Raw genomic sequence first — 22,352 nt, forward strand, 5'->3', positions numbered from 1 at the left:
GTGGGGGTGAGTGGTTGATGGGGTTGGATTGAGTTGATTAAGTTGGATTGGGTTGATTGTGAGTGTTGCGCAACAGTTTCATGTCTGAACTCGGATTAAACAGATTTATCAGATTATTTGGATTTTGATTTGCACCCAACCCAATCAACTGAATCCAACTTAATCAACTTAATCAACCAATCACCAACTCAATGAGCCGATACCGCCCTATAATCGGACGGCGACATGCCTGCATGTTTTTTGAAATATTTACCGAAGGAGGATTGATCGGGAAAATGGATATCCTCGGCTACCCGGGCTATGCTTACATCGTGGTTTCTTAGTAATACTTTGGCTTCCAGTATCACCGCGTCGTCTATCCATTCGCCGGCCGTTCTGCCGGTAACTTCTTTAACAGTTTCTGTTAAATGTTTGGGGGAAACGTAGAGCGCATCGGCATAATACTGCACGTTACGATGTTCTTTATAGTGATGAAAAACCAGGTCCTGGAAATGTACGTTCAGCTCCTGTTTCCGGGTTTGCTTACCTTTAATAATAGTGTGCTGCTTTTCATAAATAGCTTGTATTTCGTAAAGCAGTGTCATCAAAGTACTCCGGGAAATTTCTACATTGTAGGGATGGTCTTCCCGGTCTAACTTTTTTTGTATTAATAAATAAATTTCCAGTATCATCCTGGCATCTGCATTATCCGGGTAAATTACCGGGATAGATGCACTGTTAAAATAACTGAATGATTCCAGGAAATGGCTATTGACGCTATTTTCTGTTAAAAAAGCTTTACTAAAAACAACAAATCGGCACAAAAAATCATCGCTACTGTTATAAATCCTTAAAACATGAAATGGGGTTGCCAAAAGCATGGCATCGGGCCGGGCATCATATATCTGTAAGTTTACTTCTACCTTGGCTGTGCCCCTTGTACAGATGCCTATAATATATCCATCCGAACGGTAAGGGTATTCGCTTAAACTCAATAACTGTTTTTCATCTACAACAAAAAAATCAGCGCCGGCCAGCTTGTCGGCATATAGATCGGCAAATTTTGATAAGCTTAATTGTCCAACCTTATTACTCATGTATGTTTAATTATAATTATTAAATTCTTCTATTTTTTAAAAAAGGCCTCAAAACGGCGAAAGTTTTAACGTATTTTTTGCCCCCTAACTTAAATATAGGCGTTATCCGACTTTTTGACTAATATCTCCGCATTATAGCCCTTTTTTTCTTTTCAATCCAAACTAATTTTATTCCCGATAGTTGCAAATTGCAATCCACATGCAATTGCCTGTTGTTAAACCAATTATATTTTATGAGAAAAGTTTTACTCTTGATGCTTTTTATAGCACCGCTAATGGCTTTTTCCCAGGGTTTCCAGGTAAACCTGGAGGGACAAAAGCAAATAGGTATGGGCCATACCGGGGTGGGTACCCTGCAGGATGGTGCTTCCGTATTTTTTAATCCCGGCGCGGTAGCCATGCTACCCGAAAACTACATACAGGGCGGCATAAGCCCATTATTTTTTAAATCGGCTTTTAACCCAACGGGAACATCGGTGCAAAACCGGACTGCCAATAAGGCCGCCACACCGTTCGAATTTTACGCTGTATGGGGCCCTAAATCATCATTTTGGAAATTAGGGCTAGGGGTTTACACGCCCTTCGGCGGTTTAACCGATTGGGGCAATACCTGGCAAGGCAAATATGTACTGGAAAGCCTTGATTTAAAGGCTATTTATTTTCAGCCTACGCTAAGCATTAAGCTTGCCGACTTCCTGAGTATCGGCGGCGGCTTTGTTTATAACCACGCCAGCGTCGATCTGAAACGGGCTATCCCCCTGGCAAACAGCTCGGGCCAGCCGGGCCAGGCCGAATTGAAAGGCAACGGCAAAGGCTACGGATGGAACGCCGGTATCTACATCAAAACAGAATCGGGTATCACCGTAGGGATAACCCACCGTTCGCAGGTAAATACTACTATTTCTAATGGTAATGCCATTTTTAAAGTACCGACATCAATACAAAGCAGTTTTCCGCAGCCAAATACGTTTACTTCTACCATCCCATTGCCGGCTACTAACTCTATCGGCTTCGGTTTTTACCCTTGCAGCAAATGGATCCTGGCGCTGGATGTTAACCTGGTTAACTGGGATTCCTATAAAACATTATCATTTGATTATAAGTCCAATACTTCGGCTTTACAGGACACACATTCGGCCAGGAATTACCAGCAGGCGGTTAGTTTACGCGGGGGCGCTCAATACAAAGCTACCGATAAGCTTGCCCTGCGTTTTGGCGGCGGCTATGCCAGCACCGCCGTTGCAGATGGCTATGTAACTCCCGAAGCGCCGGACGCTAACCGGGTTTACGGCACTTTAGGTTTAGGCTATACATTGGCCAAACACTTTGATATCGACATTTCCTTTGAATATGAACACCTGATGCAGCGCACGCAGACTAATATCGAATCGCAACTATCGGGAACATTTAAAACCGAGGTTTATATCCCTGGTATCTCATTGGCTTATCACTGGTAATCCTTAAAGAAATTAATACATGAAAACACTTAGACAGCATATTTATATTATTGCAGGGTTACTTTTATTAGGTGCCTGCAAGCCCGAGATTCATACACCAAAACCGGTTGCGGGCTCGGCCGATTTCTCGAGGTACATATCGGTGGGCAATTCGCTTACAGCAGGCTATGCCGATGGCGGCTTATACCTGGCCGGGCAACAGGTATCCTACCCCAGCATTATCGGTAAACAAATGCAGGCAGTGGGTGGTGGAACGTTTACCCAACCATTATTCAGCACCGCGCAGGCCAACGGATCGGGCTATTTATCGTTAACCGGGTTTAATGCCAATGGTAACCCAATAACTACTGCGGTTACCACAAACCTGGGCATCCGGGGTCAGGTAGCTATTCCCGGTTTCGGAAATGTTACCTTGTATACCAAATATTCGGGCGATATTAATAACTATGGTGTACCGGGTATTAAGCTGATGCATATTACTTATGCACCTTATGGTAACCTCAACGGATATTTTGAACGCCTGCTGCCCGGAAATTCGCCAACAAACTCCACCACTTATCTCGATTTTGTGATGGCAAAACCATTCACCTTTTTCTCAAACTGGCTGGGGAACAATGATGCTTTAAGTTATGCCACATCAGGCGGTGCCGGCGATGTACTGACAGATAAAAACACTTTTGCCTATTTGTATAATGTATTGATAAACACCCTTACCTCCAAGGGCCAAAAAGGCGTAGTGGCCACCATACCCGATGTAACTTCGATCCCTTATTTTAATACCATCACCGTATCGGCAATACTGGCCAGCGTTCAAAAAGCGAATCCGGCAGTCCAGGCCCTGTATATCAAAGCGCTGGTTTCGGGCAGTAGCTATGCGCCGCGCGCAGCAACAACCAATGACCTTATTGTGCTTACCTTCCCTACAAGCAAAATTGGCCAGCTGGTTACAACACCTTATGGTAACCTGCCTTATGGTTTAACCCCTTATACCCCCATAGACAACCAATATGTGCTTGATGAAAAAGAGATTGCCCTTACCGAAGATTATGTAACATCATACAACAATACCATAAAAACGATAGCGGCAGCAAAAGGACTGGCTATTTTTGATGCATACACTTTTCTGCGGAATATAAAACTGAACGGCCTGGTTGTAGATGGCGTAAGTGTTAGTTCCAATTATATCAGCGGTGGCCTGTTCTCGTTGGATGGGGTGCACCTTACACCGCGCGGTTATGCTATAGTGGCCGATGAATTTATTAAAGCCATCAATGATAAATACAATTCGTCTATCCCGCGGGTAAACATATCAGATTATAACGGGGTTAAGTTCCCTTGATGCGGTTTGCATTTGGCGGTTTTCAGTTTGCAAATGGCAGAACATCCGAAAGGTGTTTTGATTAATCCCAATTGCTTATCATGGAAAATCGTCTTTAAAGGTTTACATATCGGAAGATGGGTAGCCCCTACGAGGCAAAATATGTTTTTGTTTTTTTGCTACAAACAGGTAGCCTCTACGAGGCAGACTATCATCTTAGTGAGTGGGAGTTTTGCCTCGTAGWGGCCACCTGTTTGTAGCAATATTTTGTTTAAATTTCTYCGGAAGATCTGAAAGGTGTTTTGATTAATCCCAATTGCTTATCATGGAAAATAGCCTTTAAGAGTTTGCATATCAGACGATGGGTAGCCTCTACGAGGCAAAATATTTTTTTGTTTTTTTTGCTACAAACAGGTAGCCTCTACGAGGCAGCCTATCACCTTAGTGAGTGGGAGTTTTGCCTCGTAGTGGCCACCTGTTTGTAGCAATATTTTGTTTAAATTTCTYCGGAAGATCTGAAAGGTGTTTTGATTAATCCCAATTGCTTATCATGGAAAATMGCCTTTAAAGGTTTACATATCGGAAGATGGGTAGCCTCTACGAGGCAAAATATTTTTTTGTTTTTTTTGCTACAAACAGGTAGCCTCTACGAGGCAGACTATCACCTTTGTGAGTGGGAGTTTTGCCTCGTAGAGGCTACCTGTTTGTAGCAATATTTGTATAAATTTCTTTTATGCCCCGTAGGGGCTACCTTTCTCAGCCTTAAAAAGCTATCATATTGACGCAAAAAAGGTCAAACGCGATTGGTAGCTTATCATGTTTTGAGGTAGCCTATTTTTACTTTTTTTGTACCTGGATAAGTTCTTTCATCTTTTCGTTGCCGTTGATGGTTTTTAAACCTTCTTCGTAGCCTATCATGAAAATTTCGTCTACCGCATCGGTATCAAAAATACCGTAGCCGCCCAAATCGTGCGGCTCAATAACTATATCGCACAACATTTTATGGGTATTAATCCCGGAGTTGATGGCTATCATAGCGGCCCTGTCGACCAGGTTACCAAATGATTTGATGGAGGTAACCACCGGTAAATGATTACATGATGAACCAATGATCAGGTCGCAATTGCCCACTAATGGTTCAACAGGAAAATTATTCAAAATTCCGCCATCTATATACATCCGGTTGTTAATTGTAATAGGCTTAAAAATTCCTGGTAAGCAGCAGGAAGCTAAAACCGCCATGTCCAGCTCCCCATCGGTAAAGTAAACCAGCTTTGCTTCTCCCAGGTCGACGGCAGAAACAGTGATACGCGTTTTGAGATTTTCGAAAGAATTATGCGGGATATACTTTGATATTAAAAACCTGGCTTTTAATATCGAGATCAAACCATCGCCGCCAAAAGACGGGCGCAACAGCTTAAGCAGGCTATTATCTTTAATCATCTGCAATACTTCTTTCGGGGCATACCCTTCTGCAAAAAAAGCTGCCGCTATTGCCCCTGCACTTGTGCCCGATATATGCGAAAATTTAATACCATAATCTGTTAGCGCCTGCATTACGCCTAAATGAGACACGCCTCTTACACCGCCACCTGAAAGTGCCAGTCCTATCTTTTTAGCCCTACTTTGATCGTTACCTGAATTCATTGTATATTTTTTTGCGTGCCATCATCAGTGCCAAAGTTATTTGAGGCAGGGATACACATCTTACTTTATCCAAAATAAGGCTAAAAATTTCGTCAAATCATATTTTAATATGTTTTAAACTCAACAACAGGATACCTGACGCTATAAGCAAATCCACAAAAACAAGATTTTGAGAAGTTTCGGGTGATGTAGTTTTAGGAATTGTTATTGGCTAACGCCTGGGCCTTTTTGCCCGTTGAGTTTTTAAGCCTTGGTCTGGTTTCCTGGAAAACGGCCTTACGGGTTCCTGTTTTTGTGGCGTTTCGTTCCCGGTAAACCGCACACTTATCGTCCGGCCATCTATATTGATACCGTCCAGCGCGTCAATTGCCCTTTTGGCGCCGGCGGGATCAAGCACCGTAACAAATCCAAAACATTTACTTTCATTGGTATCCTGGTCGCGGACAATCGTAAGCGTTCCTACTGTACAGTGAGTTGCAAAGAGTTCCAATAAACTGATTTCGTCCATTTCGCGTGAAAAGCCGACCACAAATAATTTAGCCATACGGTTAAAGGTAATTGATAAAAAATAAAAGTAGGGCTTCTTTCGTAAATTTATTTAAAGCCTTATCGTTGGCCCAGGTTGTTATATTGCCCCGGCAGTTTTCCGCTTAATATGATTAAGCCAACTACTCAAACAAATTAAAAATAATTACAGCTATTTTTCAACTAAAAACATAGCTTTATCCTTTGAATACCCTGCTTATCTCAAACCATTTGTATACCTATGTTAAAAGTATCTTTCAGCCTGTTATTTCTTGTCGCCTTTTTAAGTTTGTTCGGCTTTTTAACGGGCACCATATCACAAAAAGACTCGGGGCAACCGCAGCATGCGTCAGCCTATCAAAAACCAGCCCATAGTGGCCAACACCCTGATTCATTGCATTGGCCAGTGGGTTTAACGGTAAATACCTTTACCGGGCCCGATCTTACGCCAAGCCCGGCCTGTATTGCCGCAGCGCCTACCGGCGAGGTATTTGTCGGCATTGACATGATGGGTTCATTAGGCAAATCACCCGGCAAAGGAAAAATTCTGCGATTGGTTGATACCGACAACGACGGTAAGCCGGATAAGCATACCGATTTTGCCTACGTGGACGATCCGCGGGGGATACTGGTAATGGGCGACCAGGTTTTTGTGATGCACACCGTTTTTAGTAAAGAAACACGCAAAGCAGCCGGCATGAACCTGGAAGTTTTTGAAGATAAGGACAGAGATGGCATTGCCGACGGGCCGCCTAAACCGCTTATAGAGCATATAAGCAATGCACATATGCTGGCCGAACGTGGCACAGACCACGCCACTAATGGTATACGGATGGGCATTGACGGATGGATTTATATTGCCGTTGGCGATTTTGGCTTTCATGACGCCATTGACCGAAGCGGCAAAAAACTGACCATGCTGGGCGGGGGCATCGTACGGGTGCGGCCAGATGGCACGGAGATGGAAATATACACCCACGGCACCCGCAACATTTATGATGTGGCCATTGACCCTTACATGAACATTTTTACAAGGGATAACACCAACGATGGCGGCGGATGGAATATCCGTTTTTCTCACCACATTCAATCGGCCGAATATGGCTACCCGGTATTGTTCCAGCATTTTACCGATGAGATATTGCCTGCCCTGGTTGATTTGGGTGGCGGATCGGGCACCGGTTCTTTATTTATGGACGAGCCAACCTGGCCCGAAAAATACAACCATGTACCCATGACTGCCGACTGGGGACGGAGCGAATTGTATATCAACCGTGTAACAGCCGATGGCGCGAGTTTTCAGCAAAAAGAAGAAGAATTTATAGCATTGCCGCAAATTACCGACCTTGATGTAGATGGTTCGGGACGGCTTTATCTCTCGGCATGGGATGGTGCGGGTTATTCCGGCGATCCGGCCAAAGGCTATGTAATAAGGGCGGTACCCAGTAATTGGAGCTACAAGGCTTTTCCCGACCTTAAAGCAGCCTCAACAAGCGATTTAGCTGCTTACCTGAAATCGGCAAGCGCCGTAACGCGGTTAAATGCCTCGCAGGAATTAATCACCCGGCCCGTTGATGAAGCCGGGAAACTATCGCTGGCCATTGCTACCGATAAAACCCTTCCATTATATGCCCGTGTAGCGGGTTTGTTCACTTACGCGCAGGCAACCCGCGAAAAAGGGATAACGACTTTGGTACAATTATCGGGCGATGCCGATTTAAGAGAATTTGCATTGAGGGCCATGGCCGACAGGAAGCAAGGCATAAAACAAGTACTTTTGGCGCCTTTTTTAGCAGGCCTGAAAGATCCGTCTGAACGCGTTGAGGCAGCGGCTATTGTTGGACTGGGCCGCATGGGCAACCCTGCCGCCGCACAGCCTTTATTAGTAACGCCTGTACCCGCCAGCTTTGCGGCACCGGGCAAAAATGAAGAAGGCCCACATGCCAAACCTAATTCTGCAATTATTCCGGCCCATTTGGCGGTAAAGGCCCTTGTTAGCTTAAACGCGGTTGACGATTGCGTAAGGGACATCGGAACCGAGCATTCTACCCTTGCGCTCTGGGCTTTAAGATACATGTATGATATCAAAGCAGTTGACGGTTTAATAGCTTCTTATTCGACAATTAAAAACGAAAAAATAAAAAAACAAATACTGGTAACCCTGTCCCGGTTGTACAAAAAAGAAGCTGATTATGACGCTTCCTGGTGGTGGGGCACAAGACCGGATTCGCATGGGCCCATTTATAAAGGCGTTACCTGGGATGGTTCTGCCCGGATTGAGCGGTTTTTAAAAGCCGAATGGACAAAATCGACCCCGAAAGGAAAACAGTTTTTTGCGGATTTAAATGCCCGTCATCAAATGGGGATTGCGGCGTTTGGCGGCGAAGAAAAAAGTGTAGCCACGAAAGAAGTAAAGGTAGATCTTGCGAAAATCGCTAGCAAGAAAGGTCAGATCGGAAAATCCTCTATCGAGGACATCATGCTGATGCTTGCGAAAATAAAAGGCGACCCTTTTAAGGGAAAGGTTCTTTTTGCCCGCCAGGGCTGTATAGCATGCCACAGTTTAACCAGGGCCGAAAAACCGAAAGGCCCGTTTATGGGACAGATAGGCTCCATCATGACACGGCAACAAATTGCAGAATCTGTTCTTAAACCAAATGCATCCATATCACAGGGCTTTGCTACTGTCATGATATCTGCAAAAGGAAACAAAAGCTATATGGGCTTCATAACCGAAGAATCGGCCCGGAAAATAGTGATGAGGAATATTATCGGTGAGGTTTTTACAATTAACACCGCCGACATATTGAGCCGAAAAGAATTGAAAACATCCATGATGCCAACCGGTTTGGCCAATGCTTTATCTTATGAGGAGTTTGCCTCCCTGGTCACTTTTCTGTCACAACAAAAAAACTAAGTCCTGTTGGCGGTTGTGTCGTATTAATAGTGTGGTGTGATGGTGGTATACAGCACCGTTTTAACGCGAAAAAGCCTTTCATTTTTATGAAGGGCTTTTTTGTATAATTTCCGGAATCACTAATGTCCGGGGCAAAATGTAATGACTTTTGTATATAGTTTAAGCGTATGCTGGTCAATTAGTTAAACATAAGCAGGCTTAATCCGTTATAAAATTTATGGAAGACATAAAGATTGTTTCGGGCAATACTGAAGAGCAGTTGTGGGCCGGTGTAGAAGCCCTGCTCCAGGAAGACAGATTAGATTATAACCTGTTATTGAAACAGGGAAAAAAGCAGATCGAACTATATATTGGCATCGACCTTGGCGGAGGCTTTGAAAGCGGCTCGGCGTTAACGCAGTTGTGTTCGGTTCTGTCGCATAAAAATACCTTCAAATTCGCCATACATGATCAAAGTTTTATTGACCAGGTTGGCAAATTTTTTGGCATGCAGGATGTAGAGATTGGCTATCCCAGCCTGGATAAACACCTCATTATTAAAACCGATGACAAGGAAAAGGTGCGGCATGTTTTTGAGGATGCCGATATACGAAAAGTTTTTTCGACGCTTGAAAGCTTTGATTGCGGGATTCATATCCATACCAATGAGAAGGACAAAGAACATGCTTACCTGGAACTGAACATTGATGAAGCCATAAATAAGCCTGCCGAATTACGAAAAATATACCATGCCTTTTATAAGTTGCTGATGAATATTGAAGCCCAGTTAAAAGCGTAGGCAATGTACTAAGTCGTAAGTCCAAAGTTATTTTTTTCTCTTTTGACTTAGAACTTAAGACTTTCGACTGAAGAATATTTGTCAATTTATCGTTGACACGACACCAGGCTATTATCTGTGTTCATTATTATTGATAAAGACTTATAACATCATCCTTATTAAGATCAATAATCCACTTTTCAAGGTAAGCAAGCAGGTCATCTTTATCAGGACTCGAATTGTTTTCTCCACGTGAGCCAAAAACAATTAATCCCAAAGCGATACAATACCTGATGTCAAGCTGCAATATTAAACCTATAGTAAAGCCGGCAATGAAATTGTCTCTTGCATCCTTGGCAATCTCAATGTTATAATCTACTACCTTTCGCGTTAATACGAATTGCTGATCTTCGGAATATACCAGGGCATCATTTGCAGAATAAATTAATAACTGGTCCACCGTCATCGTCTTAAATATGGAAAAGTATTTCCTTTTTAAATCGCTTAGTGCAAAAGCGTTTAATGTATAGTCTGGGCGTTCGCCATTCAGAACCATCCATAATTTAACAGCCTCACTTTCGTCCAGGCAAAATGTCACCCGGCCATGTTTTGAAAATGCACTTATGATGTCGAGGATCTCATCCACCTGGAAAAATAACTTTTTAGCAGGATCTCCAAGATAAAAAATAAACTCTAAATCTGTTTTCTGTAAAGGCCGAATAACATCAGAGAGCAGACCATCCCATAAATCCGAAGAGTTTGCCACATTTGCCCAGTCGTCAAACGCGATAGTGCGACAAGCCTGAAACAGGTCTGAAAGATCAGCAATTAGTTTTTCGCTTTTTATTTCAGACCATCTGTTGCTTTTGTTGCCGCCGTCCCCTACATCAAAGGCGCACCTGGAAAGTGCATCTTCAGCGTACGGAGAACTTAAAGTTAGACTACGGACACCTAAATTGGTTAAAAATTCGGGCAGTTTGGCTTCTTTAATTCCAAATGCCTTTTTAAGGATTCCCGGCTCGGGTGTGCTGCTATCATATGTGCGGCTCAGGTAAATATTTTGACAATCATTAAAGTTCCTGATAGATTCGACCAGATCCGTTAATATGGGAAGCACATTTTTGATTTCGATATTATAAACTTGCATGGCTCAATTTTTTATGGATAATAATGGGGTTGAATATTTGCCTGGGTTGTTACAATAAGTTCCAGGTGCTTCTGGCAGCAACGCTTTTTTCGCTATAGAATAATGGCATATCTTTCATACGGATAGCGTCGTCTAAAAACTCACCGCCTTCGTTCATACTGTACGGAGGCTCGTTAATAGCAATGGTGTGTTCATCTGATCGATCTTTCAGATTTTCACCAACTAGATATAAAAAGAAGGGATTCATGATGTTTACATTATTAATGAATAATTTATTTTTCTTTCAGTAACAGCTGGTCCGTTCACCCGGACCAACTGTATGACAATTTATTGTCAAAAAAAATCGGTGGAAGTTGGATCTGCTACCTGCTGACTTGCCGTGTTGTTGACCGGTTTTCGTAAGGATAATACGCCGGCGTAGGGATATCCTGGTGCACGAACTGGTGGAAAGTGCATTCCCGTTACAACCGCCCCGGCAAGCTGCCACCCGTCATCTTCGTTTCAACAGGTGGCAGATCGCTACCATCAAGCCTTTTGCAACTGGTAGCTCCACCATTTTTCAAAGTTAATGGCTCCCAGCTCTGCCTGCCCGGCCGGCACCAATGCTGTATGGCTGATTTCCCCGCCAAAATACGATGGTTCGCCGTCAGATAACACCTGGCGCGGATCTTTTGTATACTGCAGATACCGGGCCACTATTTCATACAAGGCAAAGCGTTCGGGACCGGCTATTTCCGTTTCGCCATTAATGGGGGCTGCCAGGGCGTATTTAGCTACAAAGGAGGCTACATCTTCTGCAGCGATAGGTTGGAACAGAACATCGGAAAGATGTACTTCGTTTCCATTAGTAGCCTGGTTGGCGATACCTGCCAGGAACTCTAAAAACTGGGTGCTCCGGATAATAGTGTAAGGCACTCCCGATTGCTTGATAAGGTCTTCCTGAGCTTTTTTGGCCCGCATGTAACCAATGTTTTGCATGATGTCGACCCCAACAATGGAAAGCGCCACATGATGTTTTACACCGGCATTGATTTCTGCGGCCAGTAAATTGCGGCCGGCAGTCTGAAAGAATTCCAGGACAGCCTTGTCTTCAAAAGACGGAGAATTTGCCAGGTCTACAACCACGTCGGTATTGTTCATGGCCTCAGCCAGTCCTGCTCCTGTGATGGTGTTGATACCTGTGTCAGGAGAGGCAGCGATAACCTGGTGCCCCTGTTGGCGAAGTTTTGTTACTACTTTGGATCCGATGAGGCCAGTGCCTCCAATGACTACGATTTTCATAATGTTGATTTTTTAATGATTTGTTATGCAAAAGGCAAAGCCGATGCCAGATAATGCAAATCATTGATAATCAACAATATAAATAACAATAAGTATCGTATTTTTCACTATATTCAGTGAAATTACGATATGTTTCACTATATAAAGGGAAGGAATCCGGGGATTTTAAGAAGGTGTCTAAATTTGATTTACGAATGTTTTTATACCTCCAATGAAGCACATATCCACGCGTCATTGCTTCGTACCTTATAATGACGTGTTTGTAAGCTATTGACTATCAATATTTTTTTAAAATTCAATCTATGTCATTGCGAGGAACGAAGCAATCGCGAACTATACAGGGCGGACTAGCACAGTTCGCGATTGCCGCGCTGCGCTCGCAATGACATGGCTGTTGTGATGCTCTAAAGCCAACCCCTCATCTCATTTTTTTCAGGATCATGCTGATGGGTACTCGCAATGACGGCCTGTTTTTTATTTTTAAACAGCTCCTATGAATTTATCAGGCAAAATAATCGCTCTTGCTGATACCTAACTTTTTCATTTTGGAGTGTAAAGTATTGCCGGGGATTTTCAAAATTTCAGCGGCGCCGCCTGCACCTGAAATTTTGCCGTCACATCGTTTCAAGGCTTCAATAATATAACTACGTTCAACTTCCTCCAGTGACCTGTTTAAGAGATGCACCTCGTCTTGCTTTTCTATATTCATATTCCTAGGGATATATACATCTTGCAATATGCCATCAGTCGTTAATAATATACTGCGTTCCAGTAAATGCTCCAACTCCCGCACATTTCCCGGCCAGGTGTAGCTGCGTAACTGCTGTATTACTTTTGGTGCAATTTTCCTGATCTTGCGGCCGGTATTTCTGCTGTGCTTTTGTACAAAAAAATGAGTAAGGGCTTCTATATCCTCCGGCCTGTCACGGAGTGGGGGCAGGTTGATGGGAAATACATTTAGCCGAAAATACAAATCTGAGCGAAAACGGCCAGCCTTTACCTCTTCTTCCAGGTTGCGGTTGGTTGCGGCAATCAGCCTTACATCTATCTTTATGGTTTGTTTACCTCCAATTCGTTCCAGTTCACGCTCTTGTATTACACGCAGCAATTTAGCCTGTGCTTCAAGCGGCAGTTCGCCAATTTCATCAAGGAATAATGTGCTGTTATTGGCTAACTCAAATTTACCTATGCGCCGGTCAATGGCCCCGGTAAAGGCGCCCTTTTCATGACCAAACAATTCGCTCTCAATAAGATTTGCCGGCAACGCGGCGCAATTGACCTTTACCATCAGCTTGTCGCGGCGTGGCGATGCGTTGTGAATGGCTCTTCCAATCAATTCCTTTCCCGTTCCTGTTTCGCCAGATACCATCACAGTAGTATTGGAATCGGCCACCAATGACATCAAGCGATATACTTTTTGCATCTGGTCGCCACTGCCAATTATTTCCGAGAAGTTGTAAATGGTTTTAATCTGTTCTTTCAGATAATCATTTTCTACTTCCAGTTGCTTTTTGTAGGCCAGCAATTTTTCATTAGCTTGTATATTAGCGACAGCAACAGCTATTTGGGCACATATCCCTTTCAGCAGCAGCGGGCTTAGCCGGTTTGCCAGCAGCCATATGGTGCCTATGTTTTTGTCGCCCACGCGTAATGGCAGGGCGTACATATTTCTCAGGCCGGTTGTTTGCCACAGTTTTGCGTATGTATTACCGGTTTTTAATTCTTCTTCCACATTAAACACCAATCCATCCTTACTTGCAAGCACCTGCGCCGTGTATGTTTCTTCAATGGTGACCCGATTGGCCAGGCTTTTGCCGTAATAGGTTTGGGCTTTATCAAACAACGTATCGTCGAACATAAATGGGCTTAGGTGAAAGCCGTCATCATCTATCACCCGCAGCATAGCAAGCTTTGTATGCATTGTTTTATCCAACACCCTGAAAATAGCATTCTGCAGATCCAGCTTCGTTCTCGACTGTGTAATATCGTTACTGAAATTCAGCAGAAAAGCCTGCTCTTCCTGTTTTTTGTTGATTTGCTCATGTGCCAGAATATTAGCCATAGCGATGGATATTTGCGCGCAAATACCTTGCAACAGTTGAACATTGATCTCCCCGATGTCGAGGAACAACATTCCAAGGTTCGTTTCCCCGTTACGTAACCGGATACCTACAATGTCTTTAAACCCCATCTCCTTCCAATATTGTAAATAAGCTGAGGTGATTCCGCGTTGTATTTCCCTGTCTATGTTAAATAATAAAGGAATTGGGCTGTTTAATACACGATTTTGAAGTCCGTCATTAATGGGGTACCTGGCTTTCTCAAGCGCACTCACTATTTTGGGATCTTGTGCCTTTTGAAGATCGTACACGTAAGGGCTCATTGTCGTCTGATCTTCATTGATCCGGCGAATGACAAAGCCTCCCGGTGGATTTAACTTGCCTAATGCGGTACGGACGGCGCGGGCAAGCTCTTCTTTCGTTCTTACGGTTACGATATCGCTGCTAAAATCAAGAAGAAATGATTTTTCTTTTTCCTTACCAAGCAGCTCTTCATTTTTGATAATATTGGATACAGCGCTCGACAACTGGGGCATAATACCTTTAATAATGCTCCTGAATTCGTTACTAAAACTGCCGGGTTTATCCGAATAAATATGAATAAAGCCCATGGGTTTTCCTTCTTTCATAAGCCGCGTCATTAAAATTTCTCTTACGCCTTTTTGGTAATTAACGCGGAGAAAGGCGGGGCTTAGCGGCTTGTCCATTATATCTTCCAACATAAAAGATACCGGTTCGGCTGCCTGCAATACCGACTGGATAAAGGGCTCGTTCAGGGAAAAATGAGACTTCACCATTTCCTGGTATCTTGGATGCGACCGGATGGGAGACCCTTCATTGTCAAGCAAAAAGGGGACATATGTTTCGTCCTTGTAGTCAATCAGGGTAACAATCGTATGGGTAAAATAGAATAACCCTTTGATCCTTTTTTTAAAAAGTACAATAAGATCATTCTTGTCCCGAACCCGGGTAATATCATTTCCCAGTTCCAGCAAGATCCTTCTTTCCTGCTCAAGCCCGGCCATTGAGGGAGCCGGCAAATCTGATTCGGAAAGTTTTGTCTTTTTCATGATAGCAATTTATGGAAATTACAAGCAGATGTTTCTACCCCGTCGCTGTTGTCCAAATATGCACACTGTTTTATCACTAAACAAAAAACGCTTCACATTTTCATGAGAAGCGTTTGGGTGGATGACGGTGCAGAATCCGTACCGTTTTATCGACGAATTGAGTGAAATAGGCGGTTTTTCAAAAATTATCGATTATGATCTTAAAAAAGAATAAGCTCCGAGGTAGATCGTAATTGGGGAAGTAAGAAACGAATAAGCATGAAAACCCTTGATATTTTTCCCTTCTGTACGATAAGAATATCGGCTAAAGTGTGGTCAAGTCTTTCTCACCCACTACTCCAGCGAATCCGCCTCTGGGCAGGCATTCAATTTGCAATATATTTGTTTTTTTTATCTTTCCAGTTTCGCTTGTAATGGATTTTGTATCTATTCCGTCTTTGAATATTTGGAAAGAATAGTCCGAGTTACCTAAAAAATTAAAATTAAGATTAAGTGTTTGCGGAGTGTCTTTCCCGTTAAGCCCGGCAACATACCAGAGCTTGCCTTTTCTTCGGGCTATAACAACCATTTCGCCCGGATAGCCATTGATCAGCTTTGTTTCGTCCCAGGTTGTGGGAAAGCCCATTAGAAATTTACGGGGGCCTTCAGCCAAATCATAATAAGCGGAAGGCCTGTCTGCAAAATGCTGCAATCCCGATTCAAATGCCACGGCCAAAGCCAATTCGTGGGCAAAAGACGTTTTATGTTCATGCTGCGAATTGGAAAACGTTACCGGTGTATAATCCATAGAGCCTATTATATTCCGCGTAAATGGAAGAGTTGTGTTATGCGCAGCGGCCTTATCGGTTAAAATGCCATCGTTGTTATACCATTCGGCACCGTACACCGCTTCGGTACTCATTAAATTAGGATAGGTACGGGCCCAGCCGCGGGGTATGGTAGCCCCGTGAAAGTTTACCAGCAGATGGTGCTTTGCTGCGTCTTCCAGAATATCAATATAATATTGCATCATCCCCTGCTGATCTCCCGCAAAAAAGTCGACCTTGATACCTGATACACCGACCTCTTTCAGCCATGAAAATTCCTTTTCTCTTTTCTCGTGTGTTAGCAGCCTGTCGGCCGGAGTTGCGCCGAGCCAATCGGTACCCGAGTTATACCATAAAAGCGTTTTGATACCTTTACTTTTGGCATAACTCAACGCATCCTTTACAGTACCGCCATTTGACATTACATCCCATTCCCAGTCAATAAGCACATACGGCCAATTCATTTTTACAGCCAGGTCAATGTATTCAATCACCTTCTGATAATCCTTTGAACCGTGATTGTTTGCCCAATATACCCAGGCTGCGCTCCCGGGCTCAATCCATTTCGTGTCTTTAAAAGCAGTAGGTTCGCTCACATCAGTGATCAACGTGCTTTCTACCAGATCAGCCAGCTTACCCACTATCATCACATGCCATTGCGATTTCCATGGCAAACCGGAAACAGCTCCGCCATGCCAATCTTTTTTTGCCGAAGGGTAACTTACCTTATACAGGTTTGTGTTTTGTTTATTATTGAGTTTGGCCGCGCAATTTTGCCTCGTTATACCTCCTTCTGAAATTAGTACCCATAATGGCTGGTTATTAACTTTATATAAAGCAGGATACCCCCAATCACCGTTCCCCTTTGCAGTAGCTCCATCGGTATTAAGTGGAAAAAAATTCTCATAAGATTGATCGAACGGCTGCATCCATCTTGCCGTACCTTTAGGAATTACATAGGCCGTCGCTTCATCTTTAACTGAAAAACTGGAGTCTGAGCGATTGGGAAATGCGTACCTGAACGCAACCCCATCGTTATAAATCCTGAAAGTGATATTTAAGGGCTGTTTTGAGGCGTTCTGATAGTTAAATGTTTTCTCGGTCCCAAAGTTTTCACAAAGCTTCCGCTTTCCGGTCAGCATTTCATATTTGTCATGAACTACGACAGGCTTGCTCTGCGCAACTAATTTGAGATTGGATACGAATTGCTGATCCTCCCTTAATATGCCTAATGGCGAAGCCGGTAACACTTCAATATAAGCTCTTTTACTTTTATACAGCACTTTAAAATAGGCCTGCCCCATGCCTCCCGGGCCTGCCTGCTGCATTTCTACAACAACTTTAATTTTTTTATCAGGAGATAAAACTTGTTGGGCGTAACCCACCGAGCCTAAAAAAAGGCTCAGAATTAAAAAAAAACTTTTCGTCATCATATTTTATAAAACTTTAATTCAGCAGTCGAAACATTTTATCTATCAATACCCATTTCTTACCATCCATTGTCCTGGGAAAGGGTTCCTGAAATTTCCAAATTAATCCTTCCCCATCCCGAACCCTGGCGTTTGGCATAGTTATGAGTACAGAACTGGCTGGTTTCCATAAAACCTTGCACAATCAGACAGGCTCCGGTGTCAATACCAGTTACGGCCGTAGTTAGCGTGTGGTCCATTTATAGGTTGGTTTATAAAGGCTTTGACAAATAACTCATATGCAGGTCAGCAAGGCTATTTGATTAAAACAAAACTATATAAAGTCTATCATGATGAATTACACCAAACAGACTTTGTTTTATACAAACCCGATTTTAATATAACATTACCATAGTTACATTGAAAACAACAACAACAACAAGCAACCTAATTAAATCAAGATAATTACCTGGATATGTTATATATTAATCATATTGAAATGCTAATATATCCGCAGTGTACCTTTTATGAAAATAATACAAATCAGACAATCATTTTAACTTTGCAATGCCCAGCCGGTTTTTTCTGCATGCCGTACAACCATTCCTATACAGCACGGATTGAGCTGCAAATGGAAGGCGAAGCTACAAGTGGCCTGGTATTGAATAGGCATAAATTGGCAAAACCACTGCAACCGGTTTTTGAGCTGCACTGTGCCGGTTACCATGCGCTTACTATCCATATTGTATTAGAAATAACACTCAACTTTTATTACTAATTTAAAAACTGCTCCCTGTAATCTTTCGGACTAATGCCCACCTCTTTTTTGAACAACTTGGAAAAATAGGGCGAGTTTTCAAAACCTAATGTATAACCAATTTCCGAAATTGGTTGGTTGCTTGCCCTCAACAAATTTTTAGCTTCTGAAATTAAGGATAAGTGGATCAGTTCAATAGCTGTTTTGCCTGTTTCCTGCTTCAGCAGGTCGCTAAGGTAACGTGGTGAAAGATGGAGTTTTGATGCTATACACGTGACAGTTGGCAATCCCTGCCTTTGTATAGAATCCCTTTGAAGATACCCCGAGAGAACCTCATTAAATTTGTTTAATGTGTGTCCCGATATTACCACCCTGTCCATAAACTGTCTTTTATAAAACCGGCTGGCATATTTCAGCAATGATTGAATATGGGAGAGAATAATTTCCCTGCTAAATTCATCTTGATTATTCCGGTATTCAATGACAATTTTTTGAAACAATTCGCTTATTATTTTTTCTTCCTTCGGTGAAACGTGCAATGCCTCATTTACTTCATACTCAAAAAAGCTGTATTTTTTTATTTCATGATGCAAAGGATGTCCGGAAAAAAAGTCCTGGTGAACGTACATAAAAAATCCTTCTATCTTTTGTTCAAGATCATTTAACTCCACTATCTGTCTCGGATTCAGGAAGAACATAGTGCCGGTGGAAGGGTCGTATTTTGTTTTACCATAACCATAACTCACGAAAGTTGAACACATTTTCTTTAAACAGATCACAAAGAAGTCACTTGTATGCTGCGGAATATGATTGCCAAAATCCGCAGGTCTTACCACATCGCATACTATGCTGATAAGCGGGTTTTCTGGTGGTGGAAATCCATACGCTTTATGAAGTTCCTCAAGACTACTATAGTGTTTCATTTTACTTAATTGAGCAGAATCTATTCATCAATGGATAGATCCTGCTGTATTTATTAGTGGATAAAATTATTTCCCGTGGGCTTCATATGATACACCCTTCCATTCTTCCCAGGTGGCAAGGCGGTTTTGATAAGTTTGCGTTACCGTAGGCAATCCATGTTTCCCCAGGAACAACCTTAACGGAGGTTCAGGCGAATCTATCAATTTACAAATTGCTTTCACGGTAGCTTCGGGAACGCCAAAAACATCATCCGAAAATCCTGCGAAAACAGCTGCCTTCAATGGCCCATACTCTTCCATGGAGTCGGCATGAACTGCCGAAACACTTGTAAATTCGGTTGCATAACCGTTAGGTTCAACAATGGTTACTTTAATTCCAAAATCTTTTACTTCCATAGCCAGTGTTTCGCTAAATGCTTCCATGGCAAACTTAGAGGCGCTGTACATCCCCATCAGTGGCAGTGGATTAACGCCCAATAAACTCGAAACCTGGATGAGATGCCCTTTGCCTTGCCGACGCATTATGGGCAGCGCTGCCTTAGTGATCCATACCAGGCCAAAGAAATTTGTTTCCATTAACTTACGGGTATCTTCATCGCTTGTTTCCTCAACCGTACCAAAAAGTCCATAGCCCGCATTGTTAATCACAACGTCAATAACGCCAAAGTGTTCATGTGCTTTTTTAACAGCGGCAAAACAATCTTCACGATTGGTTACATCAAGCTGTAACGGCAGAAAAGTGTCAGGGTGCTCTTTGGCAAGATCTTCTAACGATTTAATATCCCTTCCGGTAGCAACTACTTTGTCGCCGCGCTTTAAAAAAGCTTCTGTCCAGAGCCGTCCAAATCCGCGGGAAGCACCGGTGATAAAAATTGTCTTTTGCATGTTTTTTTTAATTTCTAATAATGTTGATGCAAAGCTATTTCCATACGCCCTTTTACGGCCTATACAAAAGTAGGATATGCTGTTACGTTTTTACAGTTGATGTCACAAGTCTGTAAAGTTGTTAAGGATCTCAAGCTGTTTGCTTTTCAAATATCAATAGATCTGGTGCCCTGCCGATGATTTACAAGTGGCGCACTGTACACAGGGTAAAAGTTCGTTACTAATGAACGGAACGGTGGGTATGGATCATCCGGGCATTTGACCAAATGATCCTGAAAATACAGGCTGGCAATTCTGCTGCACTCGGCTATGCCAGGCAATTGAAAGCAAAGACGCACGCTTCTGGATTTACAGAAATTCGTGCTTCAAAAAGCAACGAAATGAGGTAATGTGTGATGATCATAGGTGCCGGGTGTACCATCCGGACTTCAAAGTGATCTTAGTTGTATTTATTAAACTTGATCCTGATCAGGCTGTATTTATCATCTTTTTGCCGTTGAAACTTGATATAGGCATTTTTGGGGTTCATAAACCCAAATCCATAATCACCACCGCCGGTGCCTTCATCTCCGTTCAATCTCCTGGTAGTGATCCACTTTCCATTTTCGAAATATCCCTCATCTAAAAATTCCACGTCAAATAGCGGCTTTTGAGGGTCGGGAGTGACCGGTTCGAGCTTAAAACTCATGTCTCTCCCGATCACAATAAATTCATCCGGACCGTTGGCAATGATAATGCCACCGGCAAATCTTGCTTTAGAATTCCTGACACCAACGGCAATATTTGCCATTTCGGAATTAGAAATCCCGCCGAATAAGGCTTGAATATGGTATCCGTTCAAATCAAACCGCTGCTCGCGTTCAACTGAATCAAGATAAATGCCTGTCATTGTACCCTTGCCACGATTTTCAAGTATCTTATCCTTGGCCAGATTGAGCACTTCATAAGTTTTGGTGATCTCATCTTCTTCCACAGGCAAGTCATCTATCCCGAATGGAGAAAAAGCAATTGCATCCAGTTGTCCGTACGCCCAGAATGCTTCGCGGGCTGACTGCGCCCCCGGGCGAATTTCAGGAATAAATAGCGGGTTGCCCGGCCTGCGATATTGTTCCATAGTATGCCGGGCAACTTTTGACGGAACATAGATATCGGGGGAAATAAAATCTATTGACGGTGCGGCGGCCCGCCATACGTCGAGTGTATGAGGGACGGGTCCGCCACTTGGATATTTGCCGGGATAATGGAACGAGGGCTGTGTTATCCAGGCATTAACATACATAGGGATTGGGTACTCCGACTTTCCCGCAGCAGCAACTGCTCCTACATATTTTGCATAATGATATACTGTAAATAACTCTTCCGGCAGATAAGATAATACAGACGCATCGTTAGCTTCAAATTTGCTCTTGCCGAATACATCCTCCCACGAGCCGTTCATTTTGTACCCATTAGCTTTCCAGGCGCTATCCAGTTCAGGCTGCAATTTTGATCTGTTGTCAGACAGATATTTCATCAGGTCTGCCGGCACGCCATGTTCGTATGCTTCGTTGGCAAGCTTTCCGTAGTCGCGGGGCGATTTAAACAAACCTATCTCATTTTCCACCTGCATGGCAATAACCGTTTGGTATTTGCCGTCAACTTCCTTTATGTGATGCATCAGCGCTTTGAATGCCTTTGCATCTGCGTTCTGCGATGCAGGATATAATGCAGAAAGCATTTCAAAGGAATTCCCGTCTTTGTCTTTGGCCCTGGGATATTTGGCAGTATTATTTTTTATCCAGGCCGGTACATAGGTTGAATATCCATTTTTCCAGCTCCCGAACCACAAAATAACCAGATGAAGGTCTTTCGCCCGTGCACCGCGGAGCATGCTGTCTACCAATGAAAAATCAAATTTTCCTTCTGATGGTTCCAGCAATTCCCAGTAAACCGGGGCGATCACCGTATTCAAATGCTTTTTCTTCATTTTGCCCCAGATCGGGGCCATATAGGACGCGGTGGATGTACTGGAATTATGAAGCTCGCCGCCAAGAACCAGGAACGGTTTTCCGTTAACAATTAGTTGTTTGACATTTCCTTTGTTCTCCAGGTGCGGTATGGCAACATTTTGGGCAAAGGCGGGCGCCATCAATAGTGTTGATAGTGCAACAGCCCAGGTTGTTTTTAAAATCATGGTCCTTGATAATTGGTTTATCTACAGGTTAAAGATAGCAGTACTTATTGTTTAATAAAACAGCTTTCTTGCGTCGGGCCATTGATTAAATCTGCAATAGGATCGTATCCGGTTTTTTATAACTGATGTTGCATGGCCAGCATA

General features: G+C 43.1%; 17 protein-coding genes. 5 read left to right on the plus strand and 12 right to left on the minus strand.

The genetic code is table 11. From position 1 onward, the window contains the following. Positions 1-188 precede the first annotated feature (188 nt). The gene (locus tag AC1DXF_RS25145; RefSeq protein WP_477451454.1) at positions 189-1,076 is read right to left on the minus strand and encodes a helix-turn-helix domain-containing protein; all 888 of its coding nucleotides are present in this window, start codon (positions 1,074-1,076) and stop codon (positions 189-191) included. Positions 1,077-1,309: 233 nt separating this feature from the next. Here AC1DXF_RS25145 and AC1DXF_RS25150 point away from each other — a divergent pair, with 233 nt between their 5' ends. Together AC1DXF_RS25150 and AC1DXF_RS25155 are read left to right on the plus strand one after the other, a co-directional pair. Next, positions 1,310-2,533, plus strand: coding sequence for an OmpP1/FadL family transporter (locus AC1DXF_RS25150; RefSeq protein WP_477451455.1), 1,224 nt, complete (start codon positions 1,310-1,312; stop codon positions 2,531-2,533). 19 nt (positions 2,534-2,552) lie between these two features. After that, positions 2,553-3,872 (plus strand): SGNH/GDSL hydrolase family protein, encoded by a 1,320-nt coding sequence (locus tag AC1DXF_RS25155; RefSeq protein WP_477451456.1) that lies wholly within the window; start codon positions 2,553-2,555, stop codon positions 3,870-3,872. Positions 3,873-4,688: 816 nt separating this feature from the next. On the opposite strand, the gene AC1DXF_RS25160 is transcribed toward AC1DXF_RS25155, so the two are convergent. Further along, positions 4,689-5,498, minus strand: a complete 810-nt coding sequence (locus tag AC1DXF_RS25160; RefSeq protein ID WP_477451457.1) for a patatin-like phospholipase family protein — start codon at positions 5,496-5,498, stop codon at positions 4,689-4,691. 211 nt (positions 5,499-5,709) lie between these two features. Continuing rightward, the gene (locus tag AC1DXF_RS25165) at positions 5,710-6,042 is read right to left on the minus strand and encodes an RNA recognition motif domain-containing protein (RefSeq protein WP_477451458.1); all 333 of its coding nucleotides are present in this window, start codon (positions 6,040-6,042) and stop codon (positions 5,710-5,712) included. A 222-nt stretch (positions 6,043-6,264) separates the two neighbouring features. Between AC1DXF_RS25165 and AC1DXF_RS25170 the strand changes: the two genes are divergently transcribed. Next, positions 6,265-8,940, plus strand: a complete 2,676-nt coding sequence (locus AC1DXF_RS25170; RefSeq protein WP_477451459.1) for a DUF7133 domain-containing protein — start codon at positions 6,265-6,267, stop codon at positions 8,938-8,940. A 217-nt stretch (positions 8,941-9,157) separates the two neighbouring features. Then, complete coding sequence (locus AC1DXF_RS25175; protein WP_477451460.1) at positions 9,158-9,718, plus strand: hypothetical protein; 561 nt, start codon at positions 9,158-9,160, stop codon at positions 9,716-9,718. 127 nt (positions 9,719-9,845) lie between these two features. Here the strand turns inward: AC1DXF_RS25175 and AC1DXF_RS25180 are convergent, their stop codons facing one another. From AC1DXF_RS25180 to AC1DXF_RS25205, 6 genes are all read right to left on the minus strand, one after another. Next, positions 9,846-10,844, minus strand: coding sequence for a hypothetical protein (locus tag AC1DXF_RS25180; protein WP_477451461.1), 999 nt, complete (start codon positions 10,842-10,844; stop codon positions 9,846-9,848). A 49-nt stretch (positions 10,845-10,893) separates the two neighbouring features. After that, the gene (locus AC1DXF_RS25185) at positions 10,894-11,091 is read right to left on the minus strand and encodes a hypothetical protein (protein ID WP_477451462.1); all 198 of its coding nucleotides are present in this window, start codon (positions 11,089-11,091) and stop codon (positions 10,894-10,896) included. A gap of 278 nt (positions 11,092-11,369) precedes the next feature. Beyond that, a complete protein-coding gene (locus AC1DXF_RS25190) occupies positions 11,370-12,125 on the minus strand; it encodes an SDR family oxidoreductase (protein WP_477451463.1) in 756 nt (251 codons plus the stop codon). Positions 12,126-12,627: 502 nt separating this feature from the next. Further along, positions 12,628-15,255, minus strand: coding sequence for a sigma 54-interacting transcriptional regulator (locus tag AC1DXF_RS25195; protein ID WP_477451464.1), 2,628 nt, complete (start codon positions 15,253-15,255; stop codon positions 12,628-12,630). A gap of 304 nt (positions 15,256-15,559) precedes the next feature. After that, positions 15,560-17,494 (minus strand): glycoside hydrolase family 97 protein, encoded by a 1,935-nt coding sequence (locus AC1DXF_RS25200; RefSeq protein WP_477451465.1) that lies wholly within the window; start codon positions 17,492-17,494, stop codon positions 15,560-15,562. A 56-nt stretch (positions 17,495-17,550) separates the two neighbouring features. Then, a complete protein-coding gene (locus AC1DXF_RS25205) occupies positions 17,551-17,730 on the minus strand; it encodes a hypothetical protein (RefSeq protein WP_477451466.1) in 180 nt (59 codons plus the stop codon). Between the two features lie 329 nt (positions 17,731-18,059). Between AC1DXF_RS25205 and AC1DXF_RS25210 the strand changes: the two genes are divergently transcribed. Further along, on the plus strand, positions 18,060-18,248 hold the full coding sequence (locus tag AC1DXF_RS25210) for a hypothetical protein (RefSeq protein WP_477451467.1): 189 nt from the start codon (positions 18,060-18,062) through the stop codon (positions 18,246-18,248). On the opposite strand, the gene AC1DXF_RS25215 is transcribed toward AC1DXF_RS25210, so the two are convergent. From AC1DXF_RS25215 to AC1DXF_RS25225, 3 genes are all read right to left on the minus strand, one after another. Continuing rightward, positions 18,245-19,150: a helix-turn-helix domain-containing protein gene (locus tag AC1DXF_RS25215; protein WP_477451468.1), complete on the minus strand. Its 906-nt coding sequence runs from the start codon at positions 19,148-19,150 to the stop codon at positions 18,245-18,247. The two genes, AC1DXF_RS25210 and AC1DXF_RS25215, sit on opposite strands and share 4 nt — an antisense overlap. 66 nt (positions 19,151-19,216) lie before the next feature. Beyond that, positions 19,217-20,035: an SDR family NAD(P)-dependent oxidoreductase gene (locus AC1DXF_RS25220; RefSeq protein WP_477451469.1), complete on the minus strand. Its 819-nt coding sequence runs from the start codon at positions 20,033-20,035 to the stop codon at positions 19,217-19,219. A gap of 439 nt (positions 20,036-20,474) precedes the next feature. Then, the gene (locus AC1DXF_RS25225) at positions 20,475-22,208 is read right to left on the minus strand and encodes a GH35 family beta-galactosidase (RefSeq protein ID WP_477451470.1); all 1,734 of its coding nucleotides are present in this window, start codon (positions 22,206-22,208) and stop codon (positions 20,475-20,477) included. Between the last annotated feature and the right edge of the window lie 144 nt (positions 22,209-22,352).

The sequence above is a fragment of the Mucilaginibacter sp. P2_A5 genome (assembly GCF_056404995.1).